The organism is Streptomyces sp. NPDC008163 (assembly GCF_042956885.1).
GTDB lineage: Bacteria > Actinomycetota > Actinomycetes > Streptomycetales > Streptomycetaceae > Streptomyces > Streptomyces drozdowiczii_A.
Window position 1 is genome coordinate 161,191 of sequence record NZ_JBIBHG010000013.1, and the last position, 18,212, is coordinate 179,402.

Consider the following 18,212-nt stretch of genomic DNA (forward strand, 5'->3'; position numbering starts at 1 on the left):
AAGGCCGTAGATTCTGCGCCGACAACGATTTGAACACGTTCAACCGGGGGTATGCCGGTGGCAGCGCCTGCAGCTCCACGACGACGAGGGAAGCGTCCGATGAGCAGCCTCACCTACCCGGAGACGGGAGCCACCCGTCTCGGCCCGCTCCCCGACGGCTACAACCACCTGCACTACCGCACCCCGGTCGGGCGCGGCCGCGCCGACTTCGAGGCCGCCGGTGCGGCGATCACGGAGTTCCGGATGCACCGCGGGTCGGGGGTGCGCGTGGAGGCGTCCGCGCCACGCGCCGACACGGGGACGGCCGTTCGGGTGGCGGTGCAGGCCGGGCCGCTGCGGCTCGCCGCCCCCTGCCGGGTGATCTGGGCCGAATACGGTCCGGGGCGCATCGGGTTCGGATACGGGACGTTGACCGGTCACCCGGAGCGCGGCGAGGAGTGCTTCGTGGCCGAACTCGCCGACGACGGCACGGTCTCGTTCACCGTGATGGCGTTCAGCCGGCCCGCCCGCTGGTACTCCAGGCTCGGCGGTCCGCTGGTGCCGCCGCTCCAGCGGTGGTACGCCCGTCGGCTCGGCCGTACGCTGCGCCGGATCGTCACGGAGGAGCGCGAGCGGCACGGGGACCCGGGCCGATGAGCCGGGGGACGGGGCCGGGCCATACTGGTAGGCGATGGAGTGGTTCACCGCTGACGGGTACTGGCTCGGCCGGCTGGTCTTCCAGAAGGCCCTCGCCGTCGTCTACCTGGCCGCCTTCCTCACCGCCGCGCTCCAGTTCCGGGCGCTGATCGGGGAGCGCGGCATGCTGCCCGCGACCGGGGAGCTGCGGCGTACGTCCTGGCGCACCGCCCCGGGGCTCTTCCGGCTCCACTACTCCGACCGCTTCTTCGCCGCGGTGGCCTGGACCGGGTGCGCCGTGTCCGTCGCGCTGATCGCCGGGGCGGACAACCAGGTGCCGCTGGGGGCCGCGATGGCGCTCTGGGCGGTGCCCTGGCTGCTGTATCTGTCGATCGTGCAGGTGGGCGGTGTCTGGTACGGCTTCGGCTGGGAGTCGCTGCTCCTCGAGACGGGATTCCTCGCCGTCTTCCTGGGGAACGGGGGCACGGCGCCACCGGTGCTGGTGCTCTGGCTGCTGCGGTGGGTGCTGTTCCGGGTGGAGTTCGGCGCCGGACTCATCAAGTGGCGCGGCGACGCCTGCTGGCGGAACCTCACGTGTCTGGACTTCCACCACGAGACGCAGCCGATGCCGGGCCCGCTGAGCTGGTTCTTCCACCGTCTCCCCCGGCGCGTGCACCGGGTCGAGGTGGCGGCCAACCATGTGACCCAGTTGCTCGTTCCGGTGCTGCTGTTCACCCCGCAGCCGGTGGCGAGCGCGGCGGCCGGGCTGATGATCGTCACGCAGTTGTGGCTGGTGCTCTCGGGGAACTTCGCCTGGCTGAACTGGCTGACCATCACGCTGGCGCTGCCGGCCGTCGACTGGTCGCCGGTGACGGAGCCGCCCGCCCAGCGGGGCGCGCCCGTCTGGTACGCGGTGGTGGTCGTCGCGGTCACCGCACTGGTCCTGGTCCTCAGCTGTCGCCCGGCCCGCAATCTGGTCTCCCGCCGCCAGGTGATGAACCGGTCCTTCGACCCGCTGCACCTGGTCAACACGTACGGCGCGTTCGGCAGCATCAGCCGGGTCCGCCTCGAAGTGGTGATCGAGGGCACGGACGACGCGGTGGTGCACCCGGGCACGGTGTGGAAGGAGTACGGCTTCCGGGGCAAGCCGGGTGATCCGCGCCGGATGCCGCGTCAGTTCGCCCCGTACCATCTGCGGCTCGACTGGATGATGTGGTTCGCGGCGCTCTCCCCCGCGTACGCCTGGTCCTGGTTCGGGCCGTTCGTGGAGCGGCTGCTGGAGAACGACCGGGACACGCTGCGGCTGCTGCGCCACAACCCGTTTCCGGACGCCCCGCCCGCCCAGGTGCGGGCGAGGGTCTTCCGCTACCGCTTCACCACCTGGCCCGAACTGCGGGCCACCGGCTGCTGGTGGCACCGCACGTTCGTCCGCGATTTCCTGCGTCCGACCAGGGCCTGAGCGGCTGCTTCCCGCTGCCCTGCCCCGGTCGGTGAGTGAGGTGCGCCTCTCGCGCCGGGGGCGTTCCCGGTAGCCCAATCGGGTACACCCGGGGCACGCCGGACACCGGGACCCTCGCCGGGGGCGAACGCACTGTGGCCCGCCCCCGGGCAGGGGGCGGGCCACAGCAGATGCCGGGGAGCTCAGTCGATGCCGGGCAGGATGTGCGGCTCGGCGAGGTCCTCCTCGTAGCCGGCCAGGCGGATCGGCGCGGACCTGGCCCAGACCTCGATGTTCTGGAGCTTGTCGCTGCCGCGCCTCGGCTTTGCGTGCCGTTCGGCCGGGCGTTCCTCTTGCTTCGTCAATTCCGGTGTCGTCACCGCGCACTCCTTCGTGTCGCGTAGCCCCGGGCGTCGCCGACGCTCCGGTTCTCCATTGCCGGGAATCAGCCGCCCGTGCGGGGCAGGGGCAGGAACAGTTCGGTCGCGGTGGCGCCGGGTACGGGGCGGGACGGCGACTTGGTTGACAAGCCTGTCCCAGGACGGTCGAGGAGGGTTCGTGGACTCCTCGATGACGTCCGTTCACATCAGAGTAACCAAATGAGCGCGCCCGCGCTCGATGGAACGTGTGCCATGAGTCACTTTCAGCCACCGCGTACGGAAAAGACCCGGCCAGGAAATCATTCCCGCCGGGTCTCCGCACTCCGGGGCGACCGCCCCCGCTCCTCTTACCAGTTGGCGGGGGCGTAGTCCTTGAGGAAGCAGCCGTACAGCGCCTCGCCGGCCTCGCCGCGGACGATGGGGTCGTAGACCCGGGCGGCACCGTCGACCAGGTCGAGCGGGGCGTGAAAGCCCTCCTCGGCCAGCCGCATCTTGTCCGGGTGCGGACGCTCGTCGGTGATCCAGCCGGTGTCGACGGCGGTCATCAGGATGCCGTCCTTCTCGAACATCTCCTGGGCGCTGGTGCGGGTCAGCATGTTCAGCGCGGCCTTGGCCATGTTGGTGTGCGGGTGGCCCGCGCCCTTGTAGCCGCGCCCGAACACGCCCTCCATGGCGGAGACGTTGACCACGTACGCGTGCTTGGCCGCGGTCGCCGCCATGGCCGGGCGGAGCCGGCTGATCAGGATGAACGGCGCGGTGGAGTTGCAGAGCTGGACTTCCAGCAGCTCGATCGGCTCGACCTCGTCGACTGTCTGGATCCAGCTGTTGGTGTCGTGCAGATCCGGGACGAGGCCGCCCGCGTCGATCGCGGTCCCGGCGGCGATCCGGGCCGGCGACGCCGAACCGCTCACCAGGGCGAGGTCCGTGACCTCCTGCGCGCTGAGCAGCTCCGTGCGGGCGGCGGGCAGCGCGGCGACCCGGTCGACGCTGCCGCTGCCGAAGGTGCCGATGACCTCGGCGGGCGGCAGCTCACCGGCGGGCAGCGGGGCCGACTCGGCGGCCAGCAGCTCGCTGTACGCCTGCTCGGAGCGGCGGACCGTCTGCGCCGCGTTGTTGATCAGGATGTCGAGCGGGCCCTCGGCCGCCACCGAGTCGGCGAGCGCGACGACCTGGGCCGGGTCGCGCAGGTCGATGCCGACGATCTTCAGGCGGTGGATCCACTCGTCGCTGTCCTCCATCGCCTTGAAGCGGCGGATCGCGTCGTTGGGGAAGCGCGTGGTGATCGTGGTGTGCGCCCCGTCACGGAGCAGCCGCAGCGCGATGTACATGCCGATCTTGGCACGGCCGCCGGTGAGCAGCGCCCGGCGGCCCGTCAGGTCGGTGCGCGCGTCGCGGCGGGCGCGGTTCTCCCGGGCGCAGTCCTGGCAGAGCTGGTGGTAGAACGCGTCGACCTCGACGTACCGCGTCTTGCACACGTAGCAGGACCGGGGCCGCTGGAGGATGCCGGCGATCTCGCTCCTGGCGGACGAGGACGGCAGGACTCCCTGGGTCTCGTCGTCGATGCGCTCGGCCGAGCCGGTGGCGGTGGCCTCGGTCACCGCCTTGTCGTGCGCGGTCTTGGCGGCCCGGCGCTCCTGGCGCCGGCGCTGCTTCACGGTCCGGTAGATTCCGGCGGTGGCCCGGCGCACCGCGATGGCGTCCGGGTGGTCGACCTCGATGGTGTCGAGTTCGTCCAGCACGCTCAGGCAGACGGCCAGCCGCTCGGGGTCGATACCGGGGCCGAATGTCTCGGTCCCGGCCACGATCTCGGGGCCGTCCTCTGTCACCGTCATCGCCGTTCCTCTGTGCTCGTGCCGCCGGCCTCACCGGGGGCGTGGGGCTCGGTCAAGTTTGCCATGATCCGTGAGCTGCTCCGATCGGGTGAGTACGGGCCCGGCGCGAGGAGCGCAAAAAAGATTCGCACCGGTTGTGCATGGCATCGCGATTCCGGGGCAGGCGGTGTGCGAAGCACTTGGCGACCAGCAGGAGGGGCCACACATCATGGCGACCACGACGGAGCAGACCGACGGAGTTCTCGGCGACGTGTGCACGCTCACGCGGCAGGACGGCGCACCCCTCGGTGCGGGCACTGCGGAGCTGCCGTGGATCGAGGACACCGGAAAGGTCGCCCCCAAGGACGCCCGGGCCCTCTCGAAGATGTTCCTGGACCAGCTGCAGACGCTGGAGGAGGGCACGCGCGAGTACCAGTACGCGCGCAACACCCTCATCGAGATGAATCTCTCGCTGGTGCGGTACGCCGCCTCGCGGTTCCGCAACCGCGGCGGTGACGACACCGAGGACATCATCCAGGTCGGCACCATCGGCCTGATCAAGGCCATCGACCGCTTCGACCTCTCGCGCGAGGTGGAGTTCGCCACATTCGCCGTCCCCTACATCGTCGGCGAGATCAAGCGGTTCTTCCGGGACACCACCTGGGCGGTGCACGTGCCGCGCCGGCTCCAGGAGCTGCGCGTCGATCTCGCGAAGGCGAAGGAGGCGCTGTCGGCGCGGCTGGACCGCGATCCCACGGTCGCCGAGCTGGCCGCCCACCTCGACCTCTCCGAGGAGGAGATCATCGAGGGCCTGGTCGCGGCCAACGGGTACTCGGCCGGTTCGATCGACACCCCCACCGCGGAGACGGACTCCGGCAACGAGCAGCGGTCGCTCGCCGATGTGATCGGCGAGGCCGACCCGGGTATGGAGACCGTCGAGAACCTGCACACCCTGGCGCCCCTGCTGGAGCAGCTGGACGAGCGCGAGCGCCGGATCGTCCAGATGCGGTTCGGCGAGGAGATGACGCAGGCCCAGATCGGCGCGGAGCTCGGGGTCTCCCAGATGCACGTGTCCCGGCTGCTGGCGCGTATCGTGAAGCGGCTGCGGGCGGGAATGTCCGTGGAAGCCTGATTCACCACCGGACCGGGCGCGCGAGCGCCATCGGACCGGGGCCGGCCACCCTCTCGAATCGGTCACACACCGACGGAGTGTGGCCGAAGCCATATGTGAACGACGCCCGGCGGCGAATCGCCGGGCGTCGTTCACATATGCTGCGCAACACCGGCGGGCGGCCCGCTCGGTACAAGGAGAGAGTGAAACGTGGCTGAGATGCGCATGGGCGCCCCGGCCCGACCTCCCGTCCCAGGGCCCTTCCCGGTCCAGGCGGCGTCCGAGGCGGACGACCGCGACTCCGTGTGGGACGTCACCGGCACGATTCTGCTGGTCGAGGACGACGCCGGTGATGCCCTGCTCGTCGAGGAGATGCTCGCCGACGGCGAGCTGGACCCGACCCTGACGTGGTGCAAGACGCTGTCCGAGGCGCTGACCTTCCTGCGGTCGCACCAGGCTCCCGTCTGTGTCCTGCTCGACCTGCATCTGCCCGACGTGCACGGCCTGCGGGCCGTCACCCAGATCGTCGAGACGTCCCCCGACGCGGCCATCGTGGTGCTCACCGGACTCGCCGAGGCCGACGCGGGGCTCGCCGCGGTGGCGACGGGTGCGCAGGACTATCTGATGAAGGGGCTGCTCGACCCGCAGGCCCTCGCGCGCGCGATCCGTTACGCACTCCAGCGCAAGCAGGTCGAGCGGGCGGCGTCGGCGCTGCGCGCCAACCAGCTGATGGCGCAGGAGAACGCGCGCCTGGAACGCGGCCTGCTGCCCGTCCCCCTGCTGAACGACGACAGCTTCCAGGCCGTCGCACGCTACGAACCGGGCCGGGCCCACGGGCTGCTCAGCGGTGACTTCTACGACGTGGTCCAGACACCGGACGGCACGGTGTGGGCGGTCATCGGCGACGTGTCGGGGCACGGCGCGGCGGAGGCGGCGCTCGGGGTGTGCCTGCGGGTCGCCTGGCGCACCGCCGTCCTGTGCGGCACCGACCCGCTGGAACAGCTCGGGCTCCTGGAATCGATCCTGATCGCCGAGCGCTCCGATCCCCATGTCTTCGCGACCGTCACCTCGCTGGCCTTCCCCCCCGGCCGCGACCGCGTCCGTGTCATGCGGGCCGGGCACCCCGGGCTGCTCCTCCGGCACGGCTCGGAGGTCGACTGGGTGGAACCCGAGGGCGGAATGGCGCTCGGGCTGCTGCCCGGGCACGGCCAGTGGTCGGTCACCGATGTCGAACTCGCCCCCGGCGCCGCCCTCGTCCTGTTCACCGACGGCCTCTTCGAGGGACGCACCGGACCGCACAGCCGGCTGGGTGAGGAGGGGCTGCTCGACATGGCCCGGGACATGGCCCCGCTCGCCGCCCGCCCATTCGTCGACGCGCTGGTCGCGGGTGCCTCGGAGGCCGCGGCTCCGCACGGTGGCCTTGCCGACGACGTCGCCGTCCTGCACCTCGGCTGGAGAAACACCGCTCATGAACAGTGAAATACCGGAAGCTCCGGCACGGTCGGCGGGCCGCTTGGCCCGCCTGTCCGTACAGAACTGGGTCCACCTCATCCTGGCCGCCTTCGTCGTCGTGGTCTGTGGCTGCGTGGTGGCGGGTGGTCTCGTCCTGGCCCGGATCTCGGACCAGACGACCGAACTGGTGGACCACATCCAGCCGGCCCGCTCCGCCTCCTTCCAGCTCCAGAACGCGCTGCTCAACCAGGAGACGGGGGTCCGGGGCTACGCGCTGACCGGTGACGACTCGTTCCTGGAGCCGTTCGCCGACGGCAAGAAGGAGGAGCGGGACCGGCTGGCCCGGGTGCGCTCCACGATGGGCGACGGGCAGCCGTACGACCGCGACCTGGACCGGATCGCCGCCGCCGCCGCGGACTGGCGCCGGGTGCACGCCGACCCGCTCGTCGCCGATGTCCGGCGCGACGGTCCCGGGACGCGCTCGTCCGCCAGGACCGCCGAGAGCAAGGCGGCCTTCGACAAGCTGCGGCAGCTCTACGCCACCCAACAGGCTCATCTCGACTCCGCTCGGGACCGGGTGCGCGCCGAGCTGGAAGACGCCCGGCACACCCGTGACCGGGTGCTCGCGGCCCTGCTGGTCGTCTTCGCGCTCTGCGTCGTCGCCCTCAGCGTCCTGCTCCAGCGCACCGTGGGACGGCCGCTGAACGCGCTGGCCGAGGCGTCCCGGCGGGTACGCGCCGGGAACTTCCGGGCCCAGCGGATCGAGGTGGACGGCCCGTCCGACGTACGTGCGGTCGCCGCCGCGGTCGAGGACATGCGGGGCCGACTGGTGGCCGAGCTGGACGCCACACAGGAACGCGAGAACATCTTGGCGCAGCAGACCGTGGAGCTGCGCCGGTCCAATTCGGAGCTTGAGCAGTTCGCGTACGTCGCCTCGCACGACCTCCAGGAACCGCTGCGGAAGGTCGCCTCGTTCTGCCAGCTGCTGGACAAGCGGTACGGCACCGAGCTGGACGGCCGCGGCAAGCAGTACATCGACTTCGCGGTGGACGGCGCCAAGCGCATGCAGGTCCTCATCAACGACCTGCTGACGTTCTCCCGGGTCGGGCGCGTCCACGACAGCTGGACCCCCGTCGAGCTCGACAAGTCGCTCGACCGGGCGCTGGCCAACCTGGGGATGGTCATCGAGGAATCGGGGACCACGGTCGTCCGCGAGAACCCGCTCCCCTCGGTGACCGGCGACCCCACGACGCTCGCGATGATCTGGCAGAACCTGATCGGGAACGCGGTGAAATTCCGCCGTGCCGACGAGCCCTGCGTGATCACGGTCGGATGCGAGCGGGAGGACGACAACTGGCACTTCACGGTGGCCGACAACGGAATCGGCATCGCGCCCGAGTTCGCGGAGAAGGTCTTCGTCATCTTCCAGCGCCTGCACGCCCGTGACGAGTACGACGGGACGGGCATCGGCCTCGCCCTGTGCCGCAAGATCATTGAGTTCCACGGGGGCAGGATCTGGCTGGATCCCGATTCCCGTCAGGGGGCGCGGGTCCACTTCTCGCTGCCCGCCGATGCCGCTCCCGCGGAAACCAACGACACCGCATCCCCTGCGGAGATCTCCGGAGACACCCAGTGAACACTCCCGTAGAGCCCATCGAGGTCCTGCTCGTCGAGGACGACCCGGGCGACGAGCTGATGACGCGTGAGGCGTTCGAGGACAACAAGATCCGCAACACGCTCCACGTGGTCCGCGACGGCGAGGAGGCACTCGACTTCCTCTACCGCCGCGGAGCCCACACCGGGGCGCCCCGGCCCGATCTGATCCTGCTCGACCTGAACCTGCCGAAGTACGACGGACGCCAAGTGCTGGAGCAGATCAAGCAGGACCAGGAACTGGCCCTGATCCCCGTCGTCGTGCTCACCACGTCCTCCGCCGAGGAGGACATCCTGCGCAGCTACAAACTGCACGCCAACGCCTACGTCACCAAGCCGGTCGACCTGGACCAGTTCATCGCGGCGGTCCGGCAGATCGACGACTTCTTCGTCACCGTGGTGCGGCTTCCCGGCCGCGCGTAATATTCGCTGACGACGCACGGGAATGGGATCTCCCGACGCGGGTACACGATCACAAGATAGAGGTCTGCGACCTCCCCCGCTGCGCCCTGGCTGGAGCACATGAACGAGCAGGCGATCTCCCGGCCGGACGACTCCCCCCGGAGTTGTCCGCCCACGGAGGCATTGCACAGCGCCGAAGTGTTCGACGGTGAGCCGGGCTGCATCTCCCAGGCGCGGGCACTGGCAGACCGCTTTCTCGGCAGGCTGGTGTCGGAGTGGATGGCCGTGCTCGGCACGCACACCCGTAACGACCTGATGCTGGCCGTGAGCGAGCTCGTCACCAACGCGGAGCGCTACAGCCACGGCCCGTATCTGCTGGAGCTGGAGGGCACGGCGGAGCGGATCAGCATCACGGTGTACGACAGCAGCAGCGCGCTGCCCGTTTTCTACGCCCCCGACCCGAGCCGCCTGGGCGGCCACGGCATGGAGATCGTGGTGGCCCTGTGCGACCGCGTCACGGCCGAGCGGGTGCCGGTCGGCAAGCGCATCAGGGCCGAGTTCACGCTGAGCGGCTGAGCCGGCCGGGGAGCGCCGGGCGGGCGGTGTCCCGGCCCGGGCTCGAGCGAGGGTGCCGGGCTCAGCTCCTGGCCTCGGGGCGGCCGAACCAGTCGATGCACATGACGAGGGCGTCGTCCAGCGTGTCGGACGCCCGGTGTTCCGCCAGTTCACGCAGGACCGCGCCGGGCACGGCGGCCGCCGGCAGCAGCCGGGTGGCGAGGACGGCCCTGGGCAGACCGCGTTCCGCGAACGTCTCGCCGGCCGGTGTGATCGCGTCGTAGACCCCGTCGCTGACGAGCAGCAGCCGGTCGCCGGGGCGGGCCTGGAGGTGCTGGACGGCGTACTGCGACTCCTCGAACATCCCCAGCGGGAGCTGGGCGTCCAGCGCGACCCGGGTGACCGTGCGGCCGCGCAGCCGCCACAGCTGCGGGGAGCCCGCGTCCACCGCCTCGACGGACCCCGTGGGCAGATCGAAGCGGAGCAGCAGGGTGGAGACGTGGGCGGCGCCGCGGTGCTGCTCGTAGATGGCCTGGTCGGCCAGGGCCGCTTGGTCCGCGATGCCGATCCCGGCCCGCCTGGCGTTGCGCAGGGCGTTGACGGCGAGGTTGGTGAGGAGGGAGGCGCGGATGCCCTCCCCCATGCCGTTGGTCACGGCGACGCTGAGCTGGTCGCCCTCCGCCGCCCAGTCGAAGTTGTCGCCGTGGATGGCGTAGGCGGGTTCGAGCTGGGCGCCTATGGCGTATTCGGCGGCGGTGAACGACCTCGCGGGGAGCAGCTGCCACTGCATCTCGGCCGCGAGAGTGAGGCGCGTGGCGCGCCGGGCGCGCTGGTAGTGGTCGGTGTCCCGTTCTGCGACGACGATCTCGTGGCCGAGGAGGTCCGCCACATGGGTGAGGTCGTCCGTGACCTGCGGGGTGGCGCGCGCGGAGGGAAGCCGGACAGTGAGGATGCCGAGGCGTTCGCCGCGGACGGTGACCGGGAAGTGGTGGTCGGCCGCGTCGTCGGGGCCGGTGCGGCCTTGGTGGGGGCGCTGGCTGCCGAAGGCGCGGCCCTGCGCGCTGTTGTTCAGGGAGAGCGGCTGTCCGGGGCCGTCGCCGGCGTCGACCGGGTTGAGCACGGTCATTCCATAATCCGCCAGGAAAAGCTGCACCGAGAGGGCCCCGTACGTTTTCGCGAGGATCTCGCGCACCGTCTTCACCAGGGCATACGGCGGCGCCGCGCGGAGCGCTCGTTCGATATCCGTGGGGGCATTCACGCTGTTTCGCCCATTCTTCGGTGGATGGCGGGCGCGGAGCCAGGCTGACAGGAGCACGCTACGGGTGACAGAGTGGAGAAATGCCCCACCGCACCGGACTCCCTCACCGCCCTGAACAGGTGTCCGAGGACGTCTGTGCCGCGTCCGAACTTCTGGAGGTGTTGTGGGGGCGAGGCCAGGAGGCCGCCGCCCGGGGAGTTGTCTCCCCCTCCCAGCTTCGCGCGCTCCTCGTCATCGAGCAGCAGGAGGGGAGCAATCTGCGCTCCCTCGGCGAGGCGCTCGGCTCGCGGGCGCCGTCGGTGAGCCGGCTGTGCGACCGGATGGAGGCCATGGGTCTGGTCCAGCGCGACCCGAGCCCGACGAGCCGCCGGGAGGTCGAGCTCCGGCTGACCCTTCAGGGGCGCGAACTGCTGGAGGAGTACCGCGCGATCCGCACGCGGGAACTGACCGCCGTGCTGGAACGGATGCAGCCTTCCGATGTGGCGGCCCTGGCCGTGGGGCTCGCCGCCTTCCGCTCGGCGGCATCGCAGCGGCTCACCGGTGAGCGGAGTACCGCCGGCCGGATTCGCGACGATGTCGCGGACAGCGCCTAGCTTCATGCACGCCCCTGCTTCCGCGTTCCGAAGGCGCCGCTCGGACGGGCGCTCACGTTGATCGTTCGGTACAGATTGTTGCCCCACGAAGAATGTTGTCAAATGGCAACTGTTACTTTTATCGTTGAGCATTCCCGCCGCGAGCAGGGACGGAGCAGAATCGGACTGCCCGTCCGATCGCGGCGTTACCCCCGCCGCCCAGTGCAACATGAGGTGAACGTGCTTCCACCGCCCAGCGCCGGCAGAGCCATGCAGATCGTCCCACGGCAGGAACGTGGGGCGTTGGTGCTCGCTGTAACCGGTGACCTCGACATCGACAACGTGGCGCCGCTGGGCACCGCGCTGGAGAACGCGTCGCGGGAGGGTGCCGGGCCGGTCGTCGTCGACCTCTCGGACGTGAGTTTCGCGGACTCCACGACGGTGAACGTGCTGCTGCAGGGACAGACGGCTCTCGGTCCCCGGCTGCGGCTCGCCGCACCCTCGGTCTTCATGGAACGGCTTATCTCCGTTCTGGGCCTGGACAGCGCGGTCCCGGTCTTCCCGAGCGTCGCCGAGGCGATCGACCCGCCGCTTCCCGCCTAGCGAAGAGGCAAACGCCGAGCGCCCTTCTCCCCACCGGTGGGGAGAAGGGCGCTCGGTCGTGCGGCCGCCCGGTCAGTCCAGGGCGGGCGGGGCGTCCTCGGGCGAGGTGCCCCATGCCGACGGCTCGTCGCCCACCGTGAAGGAGAGCGAGCGGGCCGAGCGGATGTCGTCCGTGGTCAGGTACGTGCGCGACTGCGTCGCACGGTCGAGCCGGGCGGACTGGATGTAGCGGTCGGCGTCCGAGGTGCCGGGGGCGCTGACGGTCAGCGCGCCGTGCGGGTAGTAGCGCCGGTCGAGCTTGATGTCGACGCGCTCGAACGCGGGCGTGGACAGGCCCCAGGTGTCGGTGCCCGGCTGGACCGGGAAGACGCCGATGGACGAGAGCACCATCCAGGCGGACATCGTGCCGAGGTCGTCGTTGCCGGTCATGCCGGTCGGGCCATTGGTGAAGAGCGTCAGGGCCGCGTGGACCACATCGGTGGTCTTCCACGGCTGGCCGGTGGAGAGATAGGTGTACGGGGCGATGAGGTCGGGCTCGTTCTGCGGGTTGTACTTGTCGGCGTTGTAGTACGCGTACGGGCCGTTCACCCACACCTCGCGGGCGGTCTTCGCCGGGTCGGCGAGGAGCTTGTCGTACGCGAAGAACGAGTCGAGCCGCTGGTTGGCGGCGTCCTTCCCTCCGATGAGGTCGACCATGCCGGGGATGTCCTGCGGGACCATCCACTGGTACTGCCAGGACGTGCCCTCGTGGAAGCCCTCGCTCTCGGCCGGGTCGGCGGGGCCGGTGAACGCGCCGGCGGCGTCGCGGGCGCGGAAGAAGCCGGTCGAGGGGTCGAAGATCTTCCGGTAGTTCTGGGCGCGGGCCCCGTAGCGTGCGGCGTCGGCCTTGTGGCCGAGGTCGCGGGCCATCTCGGCGAGCATGCCGTCGGCGAGGGCGTACTCCAGGGTCGCGGAGGCGCCGTGGTCGAAGTCGGAGTCCCCGGGCTTCGCGTGCGGCCGGTCCTTGATGTACGGGGCGAAGCCGTCCTTCAGATACTGGACGTTGGCCTCGCGGCCCACGGGCGCCGAGTCGGTGGGCGGCACCCCGTCCGCGTTCTTCTTCAGAGCGCGGTACGCCTCCTCCTCGTACCCCTTCAGCAGGCCCTGCTGGTAGGCGTTGGTGAGGAAGGGGGTGACGGGGTCGCCGGTCATGATGTTGGTCTCGACCGTGCCGTAGCCCCACTTGGGCAGCCAGCCGCTCTCCGCGTCGATGCGCAGGACGGATATCGCCATGTCGCGGGATTCGCGCGGCGCGAGCAGCGAGAGCAGCTGGGCCTGGGTGCGGTAGGTGTCCCAGAGCGACCAGTTCTGGTAATACGTGAAGCCCTTCGCGGTGTGCTTCTTCTGGTCCCAGCCGGTGTAGCGGCCGTCCACGTCGCTGCCCACGTTGGGTGCGAGGAAGGACCGGTAGAGGGAGGAGTAGAAGGTGCGGCGCAGCTCGTCGCTTCCGCCCTGGGCCTTCACGCCTTCGAGGCGGTCCTCCCAGGTGCGTTCGGCGGCGCGCAGGACGTGGTCGAAGGTGTGGCCGCCCTCGGCGCGGAGGTTGAGCGCGGCGCCCTTGGCGTCGACGTAGCTCAGGGCCGTGGTGGCCTCGACGGTGCGGTCCTTGGTGGTGTCGAACCGCAGCCAGGCTCCGTTGCGGGCGTCGGTGGCCTTCGACGTCTTCGCGTCACTGACGGCGTCGCCGTTCCAGGTGCCGGAGGTGGTGAAGGGGCGGTCGAAGCGGGTGACCGTGTAGACCGTGTACGGCTTGGTGTCCTGGCAGAAGCCGCTGCCGGTGATGGCGGTCCGCACGGTGCGGTTGTCCAGGATCTCCACGTCGGAGGAGAGCGTCCGGTGCAGCGACTGGCCCGCGTTGAGCAGGACGTTGGCCTTGTCGGTGGCCGGGAAGGTGTAGCGCTGGACGCCGGTGCGCTCGGTGGCGGTCAGTTCGGCCTCGATGCCGGTCTTGAGCCCGACCTGGTAGTAGCCGGGGCTCGCCTTCTCGTCGTCGTGGCTGAACTCCGCCGCGTACTTGGCGTAGTCGGTCTCGGTGACGTCTCCGGTGGTGGGCAGCGTCGGCAGGTCGCCGCCGAGTCCGCAGCCGACGCCGGAGAGATGGACGGAGGAGAAGCCCCGGATGTGGTTCTCGCCGTAGTCGTAACCGGTGTTGTGGCCGGTGTCCGGCGACAGCTGCACCATGCCGAAGGGCACGGAGGCGCCGGGGTAGGTGTTGCCCTCGTTCTGGGTGCCGATGAACGGATTGACCAGATCGGTCAGCCGGCCGTCGCTCCTGGGGGCGGCCTCGGCCGTGGCCCCGGGGAGGAGGACACCGCCCAGGAGCGCGGCGGCGGCGAGTACGGCCGCCGGGCCGCGCAGTCCCGGCCGTGGGGTCCGATGCATGGGGAGACTCCTTAGGACAACGTTGTCAGAGCGCGATCATTCTTGAATTCCGCCGTGACCGCGTCAAGGGGTCGGACGGACCCGGCGCGTGTCGGTCCCGTGAAGGCGGCCGCCCGGCAAGATCCTTCTGACGTCCGCCGCGGGGAGGACTACCGTCAGGAGGAGGACACCCGGACCACTGCCGTACTACCAAAGCAGTACGCCGGATCGCCGCCTCAGGGACGACGACGCGGCGGCTGGAAAAGGGGATCGTGGTGTACATGAGTTCCCTTGCGCTGTCCGTGCTCCTGTCACTGGTCTCCGCGGTCGCCTACGCGGCCGGGGCGATCGTCCAGGAGCGCGTGGCCACGGCCTCCGACGGCCGCTCACTCGCACCGCTGCGCAACCGGATCTGGTGGGCGGCCGTGACGCTCAACGGGCTGGGTGCCGTGCTGCACGTCGTGGCACTGGCCTACGGCCCGCTGAGCCTCGTACAGCCGCTGGGGGCGCTCACGATCGTCTTCGCGCTGCCGATGGCCGCGCTGTTCGTACGCCGCAGGGCCGGGGCCACGGCTTGGCGCGGCGCGGTCATGGCGACGGTGGGCCTGGCCGGGCTGCTCGCGCTGACCGGCAGCTCCGACGCGCACAGCCTGGGGGCCCCGCAGCAGCTGATGCTGGCGATGGTGACCTTCGGCGCGGTGGCCGCGCTGGTCCTCCTCTCCCGCGCGATGCGCCGGCCGGTGATGCGGAGTGTCGTGCTGGCCGGGGCGGCGGGCGTCGCCTTCGGCATCGCGTCGGTGTACACGAAGACCGTGGCCATGGAGTGGACGGCGGGCGCCGTGAAGTCCGGGCTGCTGCCGCTGCTGGTGATCGCGGCGCTGGCGGGCTCCGGCCTGCTGCTGTCCCAGGCCGCCTACCGGGGCGCGGGACTGACGGCCCCGCTGGCCACGGTGACCGTGGTCAATCCGGTGGTGGCCGCGGCGGTGGGGATCGCGCTGTTCGGCGAGCAGTTCCGGCACGGGGTCACGGGCACGGTGCTGGCTCTGGTGTGCGGGACGGTCGCGGCCGGCGGGCTGATCATGCTGACCTCGGAGCGGATGACCTCGGAGCGCCTGGCGTCGGAGGCGCGGACGCGTGCCGTGGATCCCGGACCGGTCACCGAATCCGCCCCCGACGGGCCTTCGGCGGTGGGTGAGGGGGCCGGGGATTTCGCCGGGCCCGCCGGACCACCGGTCCCGGCGGGCGTCCCGCCCCGCACGGTGGAGCCGGTTCCGGCCGCCGCGGGCGCACCCGGGGCGGCGGGGGCCCCGACGCCTCGCCCGGCGCTGCCCGTGGGGACGCCGCTGGAGGACCTGGCCGGCCCGGTGGAGTTCGGCCCTCCCCCGGGCGCCGCGCGCGGGGCGGCCGGGGAGGCCGCTGACGGGGGCCTTCAGACCTTGACGCCGCCCGCTCTGAGGTAGGCCAGCGGATCGATGTCGGAGCCGTATTCGGGGCCGGTACGGACCTCGAAGTGCAGGTGCGGCCCCGTGACGTTGCCGGTGGCGCCGGAGCGGGCGATCCGCTGGCCGCCGCCGACGTGCTGTCCGCCGCGCACGAGCAGCGAGGACAGGTGTGCGTACTGGCTGTACTTGCCGTCGCTGTGCCGGATGACGATCTGGTAGCCGTACGGCCCCGCCCAGCCCGCCGATACGACGGTCCCGGGCGCCATCGCCTTGACGGAGGTGCCGGTGGGAACGGGGAAGTCGACGCCCGTGTGGTAGCCGCTGGACCAGGAACCGGACTGGTGGTACGGGGTGCCGGTGCGGGCCGCGACGGGGGCGGTGAGCCCGCTGTGCTTCTGCGTGTGCTCGGGCTTGTGCGTCTGGGTTTTCCTGGGCTGCGGCCTGGTCTGCTGCTTCGGCTGCGGTTCGGGCTTCCGGGCGGGTTTCGGAGCCGCCTCGGGCGCCGTCTTCGGAGCCGTCTTCGGTGTGGCCCTGGAGGCGGTCTTCGGTTGGGCCTCGGTCGCCGTCCTCGGCGTCGCCTTCGTGGCCGTCCTGGGCTTTCCGGTCAGGGTCAGGCGCTGGCCGGGGAAGATGAGGTCCGGGTCGTCGCCGACGACCGTGCGGTTCGCCGCGTAGAGCCGCTGCCAGCCGCCTTGGAGGTGCTGGTCGTCCGCGATGCCGGAGAGCGAGTCGCCGGGGGTCACGGTGTACGACTCGCGCTTGCCCGGCACCGCGGTCGGCGTGGCCGGGGGTGCGGCCTTCCTGGTCTGCGCGGGGCGGGACGACAATGACGCGTTGTCCGGCTTCCTGGGCGTCCGGACGCTCGCCGTGCGCTCGCTCTGCGTGCTGATGTCGGGCGCGGCTCCGCCCCGGGTCAGGCCCGCCTTTCCGGAGCAGACCGGCCAGGCTCCGGGGCCCTGGCCGTCCAGGACCTTCTCCGCGATGGCGATCTGCTGGTCCTTGGTGGCGAGGTCGGCGCGCGCCGCGTAGACCGTGCCGCCGTAGGCCGCCCAGGTCGAGCGGGTGAACTGGAGGCCGCCGAAGTAGCCGTTGCCGCTGTTGATGTGCCAGTTGCCGGTGGACTCGCAGGCGGCCACCTTCTCCCAGACGTCCGTGGACGCGGCGCCCGCCGAGGCGGCGGTGAGGAGCGGGAGGGCGAGGCCGGCGCCTCCTGCCGTGACCGTGAGCGAAGCCCGGTTGATGCGGCTCGGCTGGTATCTGCGGTGCCGTCCGTTCGCGGCCATGACTTGGCTCCCCCACTGGCTGTAGGACACGTCGCAAGCGGTCAACTTATGTGCAAACAACGGGTGATGACAAGACCACGGTGCGTTTCGGCCACGGGCGCGCGGCCCGTCAGCGCAGGGCGAAGGTCAGCGGCCGCCCGGTGCCCAGGGAGCGTGCGGACGCGCCGACGGCCTTGCCGTCGACCCGGGCCGTGATCGTGAGCAGGCGGTACTCGCCGTCGAGGTCCGCGGTCCCGGCGAACCTGAACCGGACCTTCCGCCCGGAGTCCGCGGGCAGTTCGCCCAGCGGCAGGGTGAACGTCTCGGCCGGCAGGGTGCCGTCGTCCGGCGCGGACACGTCCTTCCAGCGGCCGTCGTCGTACCACTGGGTGTGCAGCCGGGTGGTCACGGCGTGGCGCCGCGAGCCGGAGCAGCCGGTCCCTTCGAGCGGATCGTCCGGCCCCGCCTCGCAGGCGCCGAACTCGGCCTGGACCCGGGCCTGCGGATAACCGCTGCGCGAGTGGTGGACGGCCGTGTACGTCACCTCGGTCCAGCGCCCGTGACCCAGCGCGGCGGGCTCGTCCGCGGTGGCGCGGTCGAGCGACAGAGCGGCCGGGCGCACGGCCCCGTGCGCCCGCGCGAGCGTCCGGGAACCGTCGGACAGGGTGACGTCCACCGGGAGTTCGCCGCCCTCGAGCCGGGGCCCGACGTGCGGGGTCACATCGAGGAAGCCGAGGAGGCCGCCCTTCGGCAGGTTCGTCCGGAACGCGCCGGCCGAGCCGCGTCCGTCCCGGTCGGCGGTGAGCGCGATGTCCTTCCAGCCCGCGTCCGACCGCTCCTCCAGGTCCGGCAGGGGCTCGCCCGGCCGGGCGGCCCCGATGTGCACCCGTACGACGACTCCGGGGCGGGCGCGCCCCTGGTTGGAGAGGTGCATCGCCAGCCCGAGGCGGGTGTCCCCCGGCTTGCCGATGGTTTCCAGCCCGACCGAGACGGGTGGCGGGGCGGACGCGCTCGGCTCCGGGCCGGGACCGCTGCCGCCGCACGCGGCCAGGAGTACGACGAGGGCGAGTACGCCCGTGACGCGTATGGCTCTCATGTTTCCCCCAGAACGAGGACCGGGGGCATCGTAGGCCCCGCCCCTGGACCGGACCGCTCCAACCGGACCGCCCCCGGCCCCCATTGACACGGTCGGCGGCGAGCGGGGACTCTGGGCGCGACAGCTGGGAGAGCGCTCTCCGATATCCGTGGGAGCGCGGTG

16 protein-coding genes are annotated in these 18,212 nt (G+C 71.3%); 10 read left to right on the plus strand and 6 right to left on the minus strand.

Features of this window, described 5'->3' with window-relative positions:
* The first annotated feature begins 99 nt into the window (after positions 1-99).
* On the plus strand, positions 100-636 hold the full coding sequence (locus ACFZAT_RS26975) for a DUF1990 family protein (RefSeq protein WP_391268023.1): 537 nt from the start codon (positions 100-102) through the stop codon (positions 634-636).
* 34 nt (positions 637-670) lie between these two features.
* The gene (locus tag ACFZAT_RS26980) at positions 671-2,074 is read left to right on the plus strand and encodes a lipase maturation factor family protein (protein ID WP_391268025.1); all 1,404 of its coding nucleotides are present in this window, start codon (positions 671-673) and stop codon (positions 2,072-2,074) included.
* 182 nt (positions 2,075-2,256) lie between these two features.
* Here the strand turns inward: ACFZAT_RS26980 and ACFZAT_RS26985 are convergent, their stop codons facing one another.
* Positions 2,257-2,433 carry a hypothetical protein gene (locus tag ACFZAT_RS26985; protein WP_391268026.1) on the minus strand — a complete coding sequence of 59 codons (177 nt, stop codon included), beginning with the start codon at positions 2,431-2,433 and terminating at the stop codon, positions 2,257-2,259.
* 347 nt (positions 2,434-2,780) lie between these two features.
* Positions 2,781-4,265, minus strand: coding sequence for an SDR family NAD(P)-dependent oxidoreductase (locus ACFZAT_RS26990; RefSeq protein ID WP_391268027.1), 1,485 nt, complete (start codon positions 4,263-4,265; stop codon positions 2,781-2,783).
* Positions 4,266-4,473: 208 nt separating this feature from the next.
* On the opposite strand from ACFZAT_RS26990, the gene ACFZAT_RS26995 reads away from it, so the two are divergent.
* The 5 genes from ACFZAT_RS26995 (at position 4,474) to ACFZAT_RS27015 (ending at position 9,438) form a co-directional block, all read left to right on the plus strand.
* Complete coding sequence (locus tag ACFZAT_RS26995; protein ID WP_391268029.1) at positions 4,474-5,376, plus strand: SigB/SigF/SigG family RNA polymerase sigma factor; 903 nt, start codon at positions 4,474-4,476, stop codon at positions 5,374-5,376.
* A gap of 198 nt (positions 5,377-5,574) precedes the next feature.
* Positions 5,575-6,834 (plus strand): SpoIIE family protein phosphatase, encoded by a 1,260-nt coding sequence (locus ACFZAT_RS27000; protein WP_391268177.1) that lies wholly within the window; start codon positions 5,575-5,577, stop codon positions 6,832-6,834.
* Positions 6,824-8,443 (plus strand): CHASE3 domain-containing protein, encoded by a 1,620-nt coding sequence (locus ACFZAT_RS27005; RefSeq protein ID WP_391268031.1) that lies wholly within the window; start codon positions 6,824-6,826, stop codon positions 8,441-8,443. The genes ACFZAT_RS27000 and ACFZAT_RS27005 overlap by 11 nt, the downstream gene beginning before the upstream one ends.
* A complete protein-coding gene (locus ACFZAT_RS27010) occupies positions 8,440-8,883 on the plus strand; it encodes a response regulator (RefSeq protein WP_391268033.1) in 444 nt (147 codons plus the stop codon). The genes ACFZAT_RS27005 and ACFZAT_RS27010 overlap by 4 nt, the downstream gene beginning before the upstream one ends.
* A gap of 99 nt (positions 8,884-8,982) precedes the next feature.
* Complete coding sequence (locus ACFZAT_RS27015; RefSeq protein ID WP_391268034.1) at positions 8,983-9,438, plus strand: ATP-binding protein; 456 nt, start codon at positions 8,983-8,985, stop codon at positions 9,436-9,438.
* Positions 9,439-9,499: 61 nt separating this feature from the next.
* Here ACFZAT_RS27015 and ACFZAT_RS27020 read toward each other — a convergent pair whose 3' ends face one another.
* Positions 9,500-10,675: a SpoIIE family protein phosphatase gene (locus ACFZAT_RS27020; RefSeq protein ID WP_391268036.1), complete on the minus strand. Its 1,176-nt coding sequence runs from the start codon at positions 10,673-10,675 to the stop codon at positions 9,500-9,502.
* Positions 10,676-10,755: 80 nt separating this feature from the next.
* Between ACFZAT_RS27020 and ACFZAT_RS27025 the strand changes: the two genes are divergently transcribed.
* Positions 10,756-11,268, plus strand: coding sequence for a MarR family transcriptional regulator (locus tag ACFZAT_RS27025; RefSeq protein WP_391268038.1), 513 nt, complete (start codon positions 10,756-10,758; stop codon positions 11,266-11,268).
* Between the two features lie 249 nt (positions 11,269-11,517).
* Complete coding sequence (locus ACFZAT_RS27030; RefSeq protein WP_391268040.1) at positions 11,518-11,850, plus strand: STAS domain-containing protein; 333 nt, start codon at positions 11,518-11,520, stop codon at positions 11,848-11,850.
* A 72-nt stretch (positions 11,851-11,922) separates the two neighbouring features.
* Here ACFZAT_RS27030 and ACFZAT_RS27035 read toward each other — a convergent pair whose 3' ends face one another.
* Positions 11,923-14,271 (minus strand): GH92 family glycosyl hydrolase, encoded by a 2,349-nt coding sequence (locus tag ACFZAT_RS27035; protein ID WP_391268041.1) that lies wholly within the window; start codon positions 14,269-14,271, stop codon positions 11,923-11,925.
* Positions 14,272-14,522: 251 nt separating this feature from the next.
* Between ACFZAT_RS27035 and ACFZAT_RS27040 the strand changes: the two genes are divergently transcribed.
* Positions 14,523-15,710, plus strand: coding sequence for a DMT family transporter (locus tag ACFZAT_RS27040; RefSeq protein ID WP_391268043.1), 1,188 nt, complete (start codon positions 14,523-14,525; stop codon positions 15,708-15,710).
* Here ACFZAT_RS27040 and ACFZAT_RS27045 read toward each other — a convergent pair.
* Together ACFZAT_RS27045 and ACFZAT_RS27050 are read right to left on the minus strand one after the other, a co-directional pair.
* Positions 15,680-16,975, minus strand: a complete 1,296-nt coding sequence (locus ACFZAT_RS27045; RefSeq protein WP_391268045.1) for a transglycosylase family protein — start codon at positions 16,973-16,975, stop codon at positions 15,680-15,682. The genes ACFZAT_RS27040 and ACFZAT_RS27045 overlap by 31 nt on opposite strands.
* Before the next feature lie 109 nt (positions 16,976-17,084).
* Positions 17,085-18,050 carry a hypothetical protein gene (locus ACFZAT_RS27050; protein ID WP_391268046.1) on the minus strand — a complete coding sequence of 322 codons (966 nt, stop codon included), beginning with the start codon at positions 18,048-18,050 and terminating at the stop codon, positions 17,085-17,087.
* Positions 18,051-18,212 lie beyond the last annotated feature (162 nt).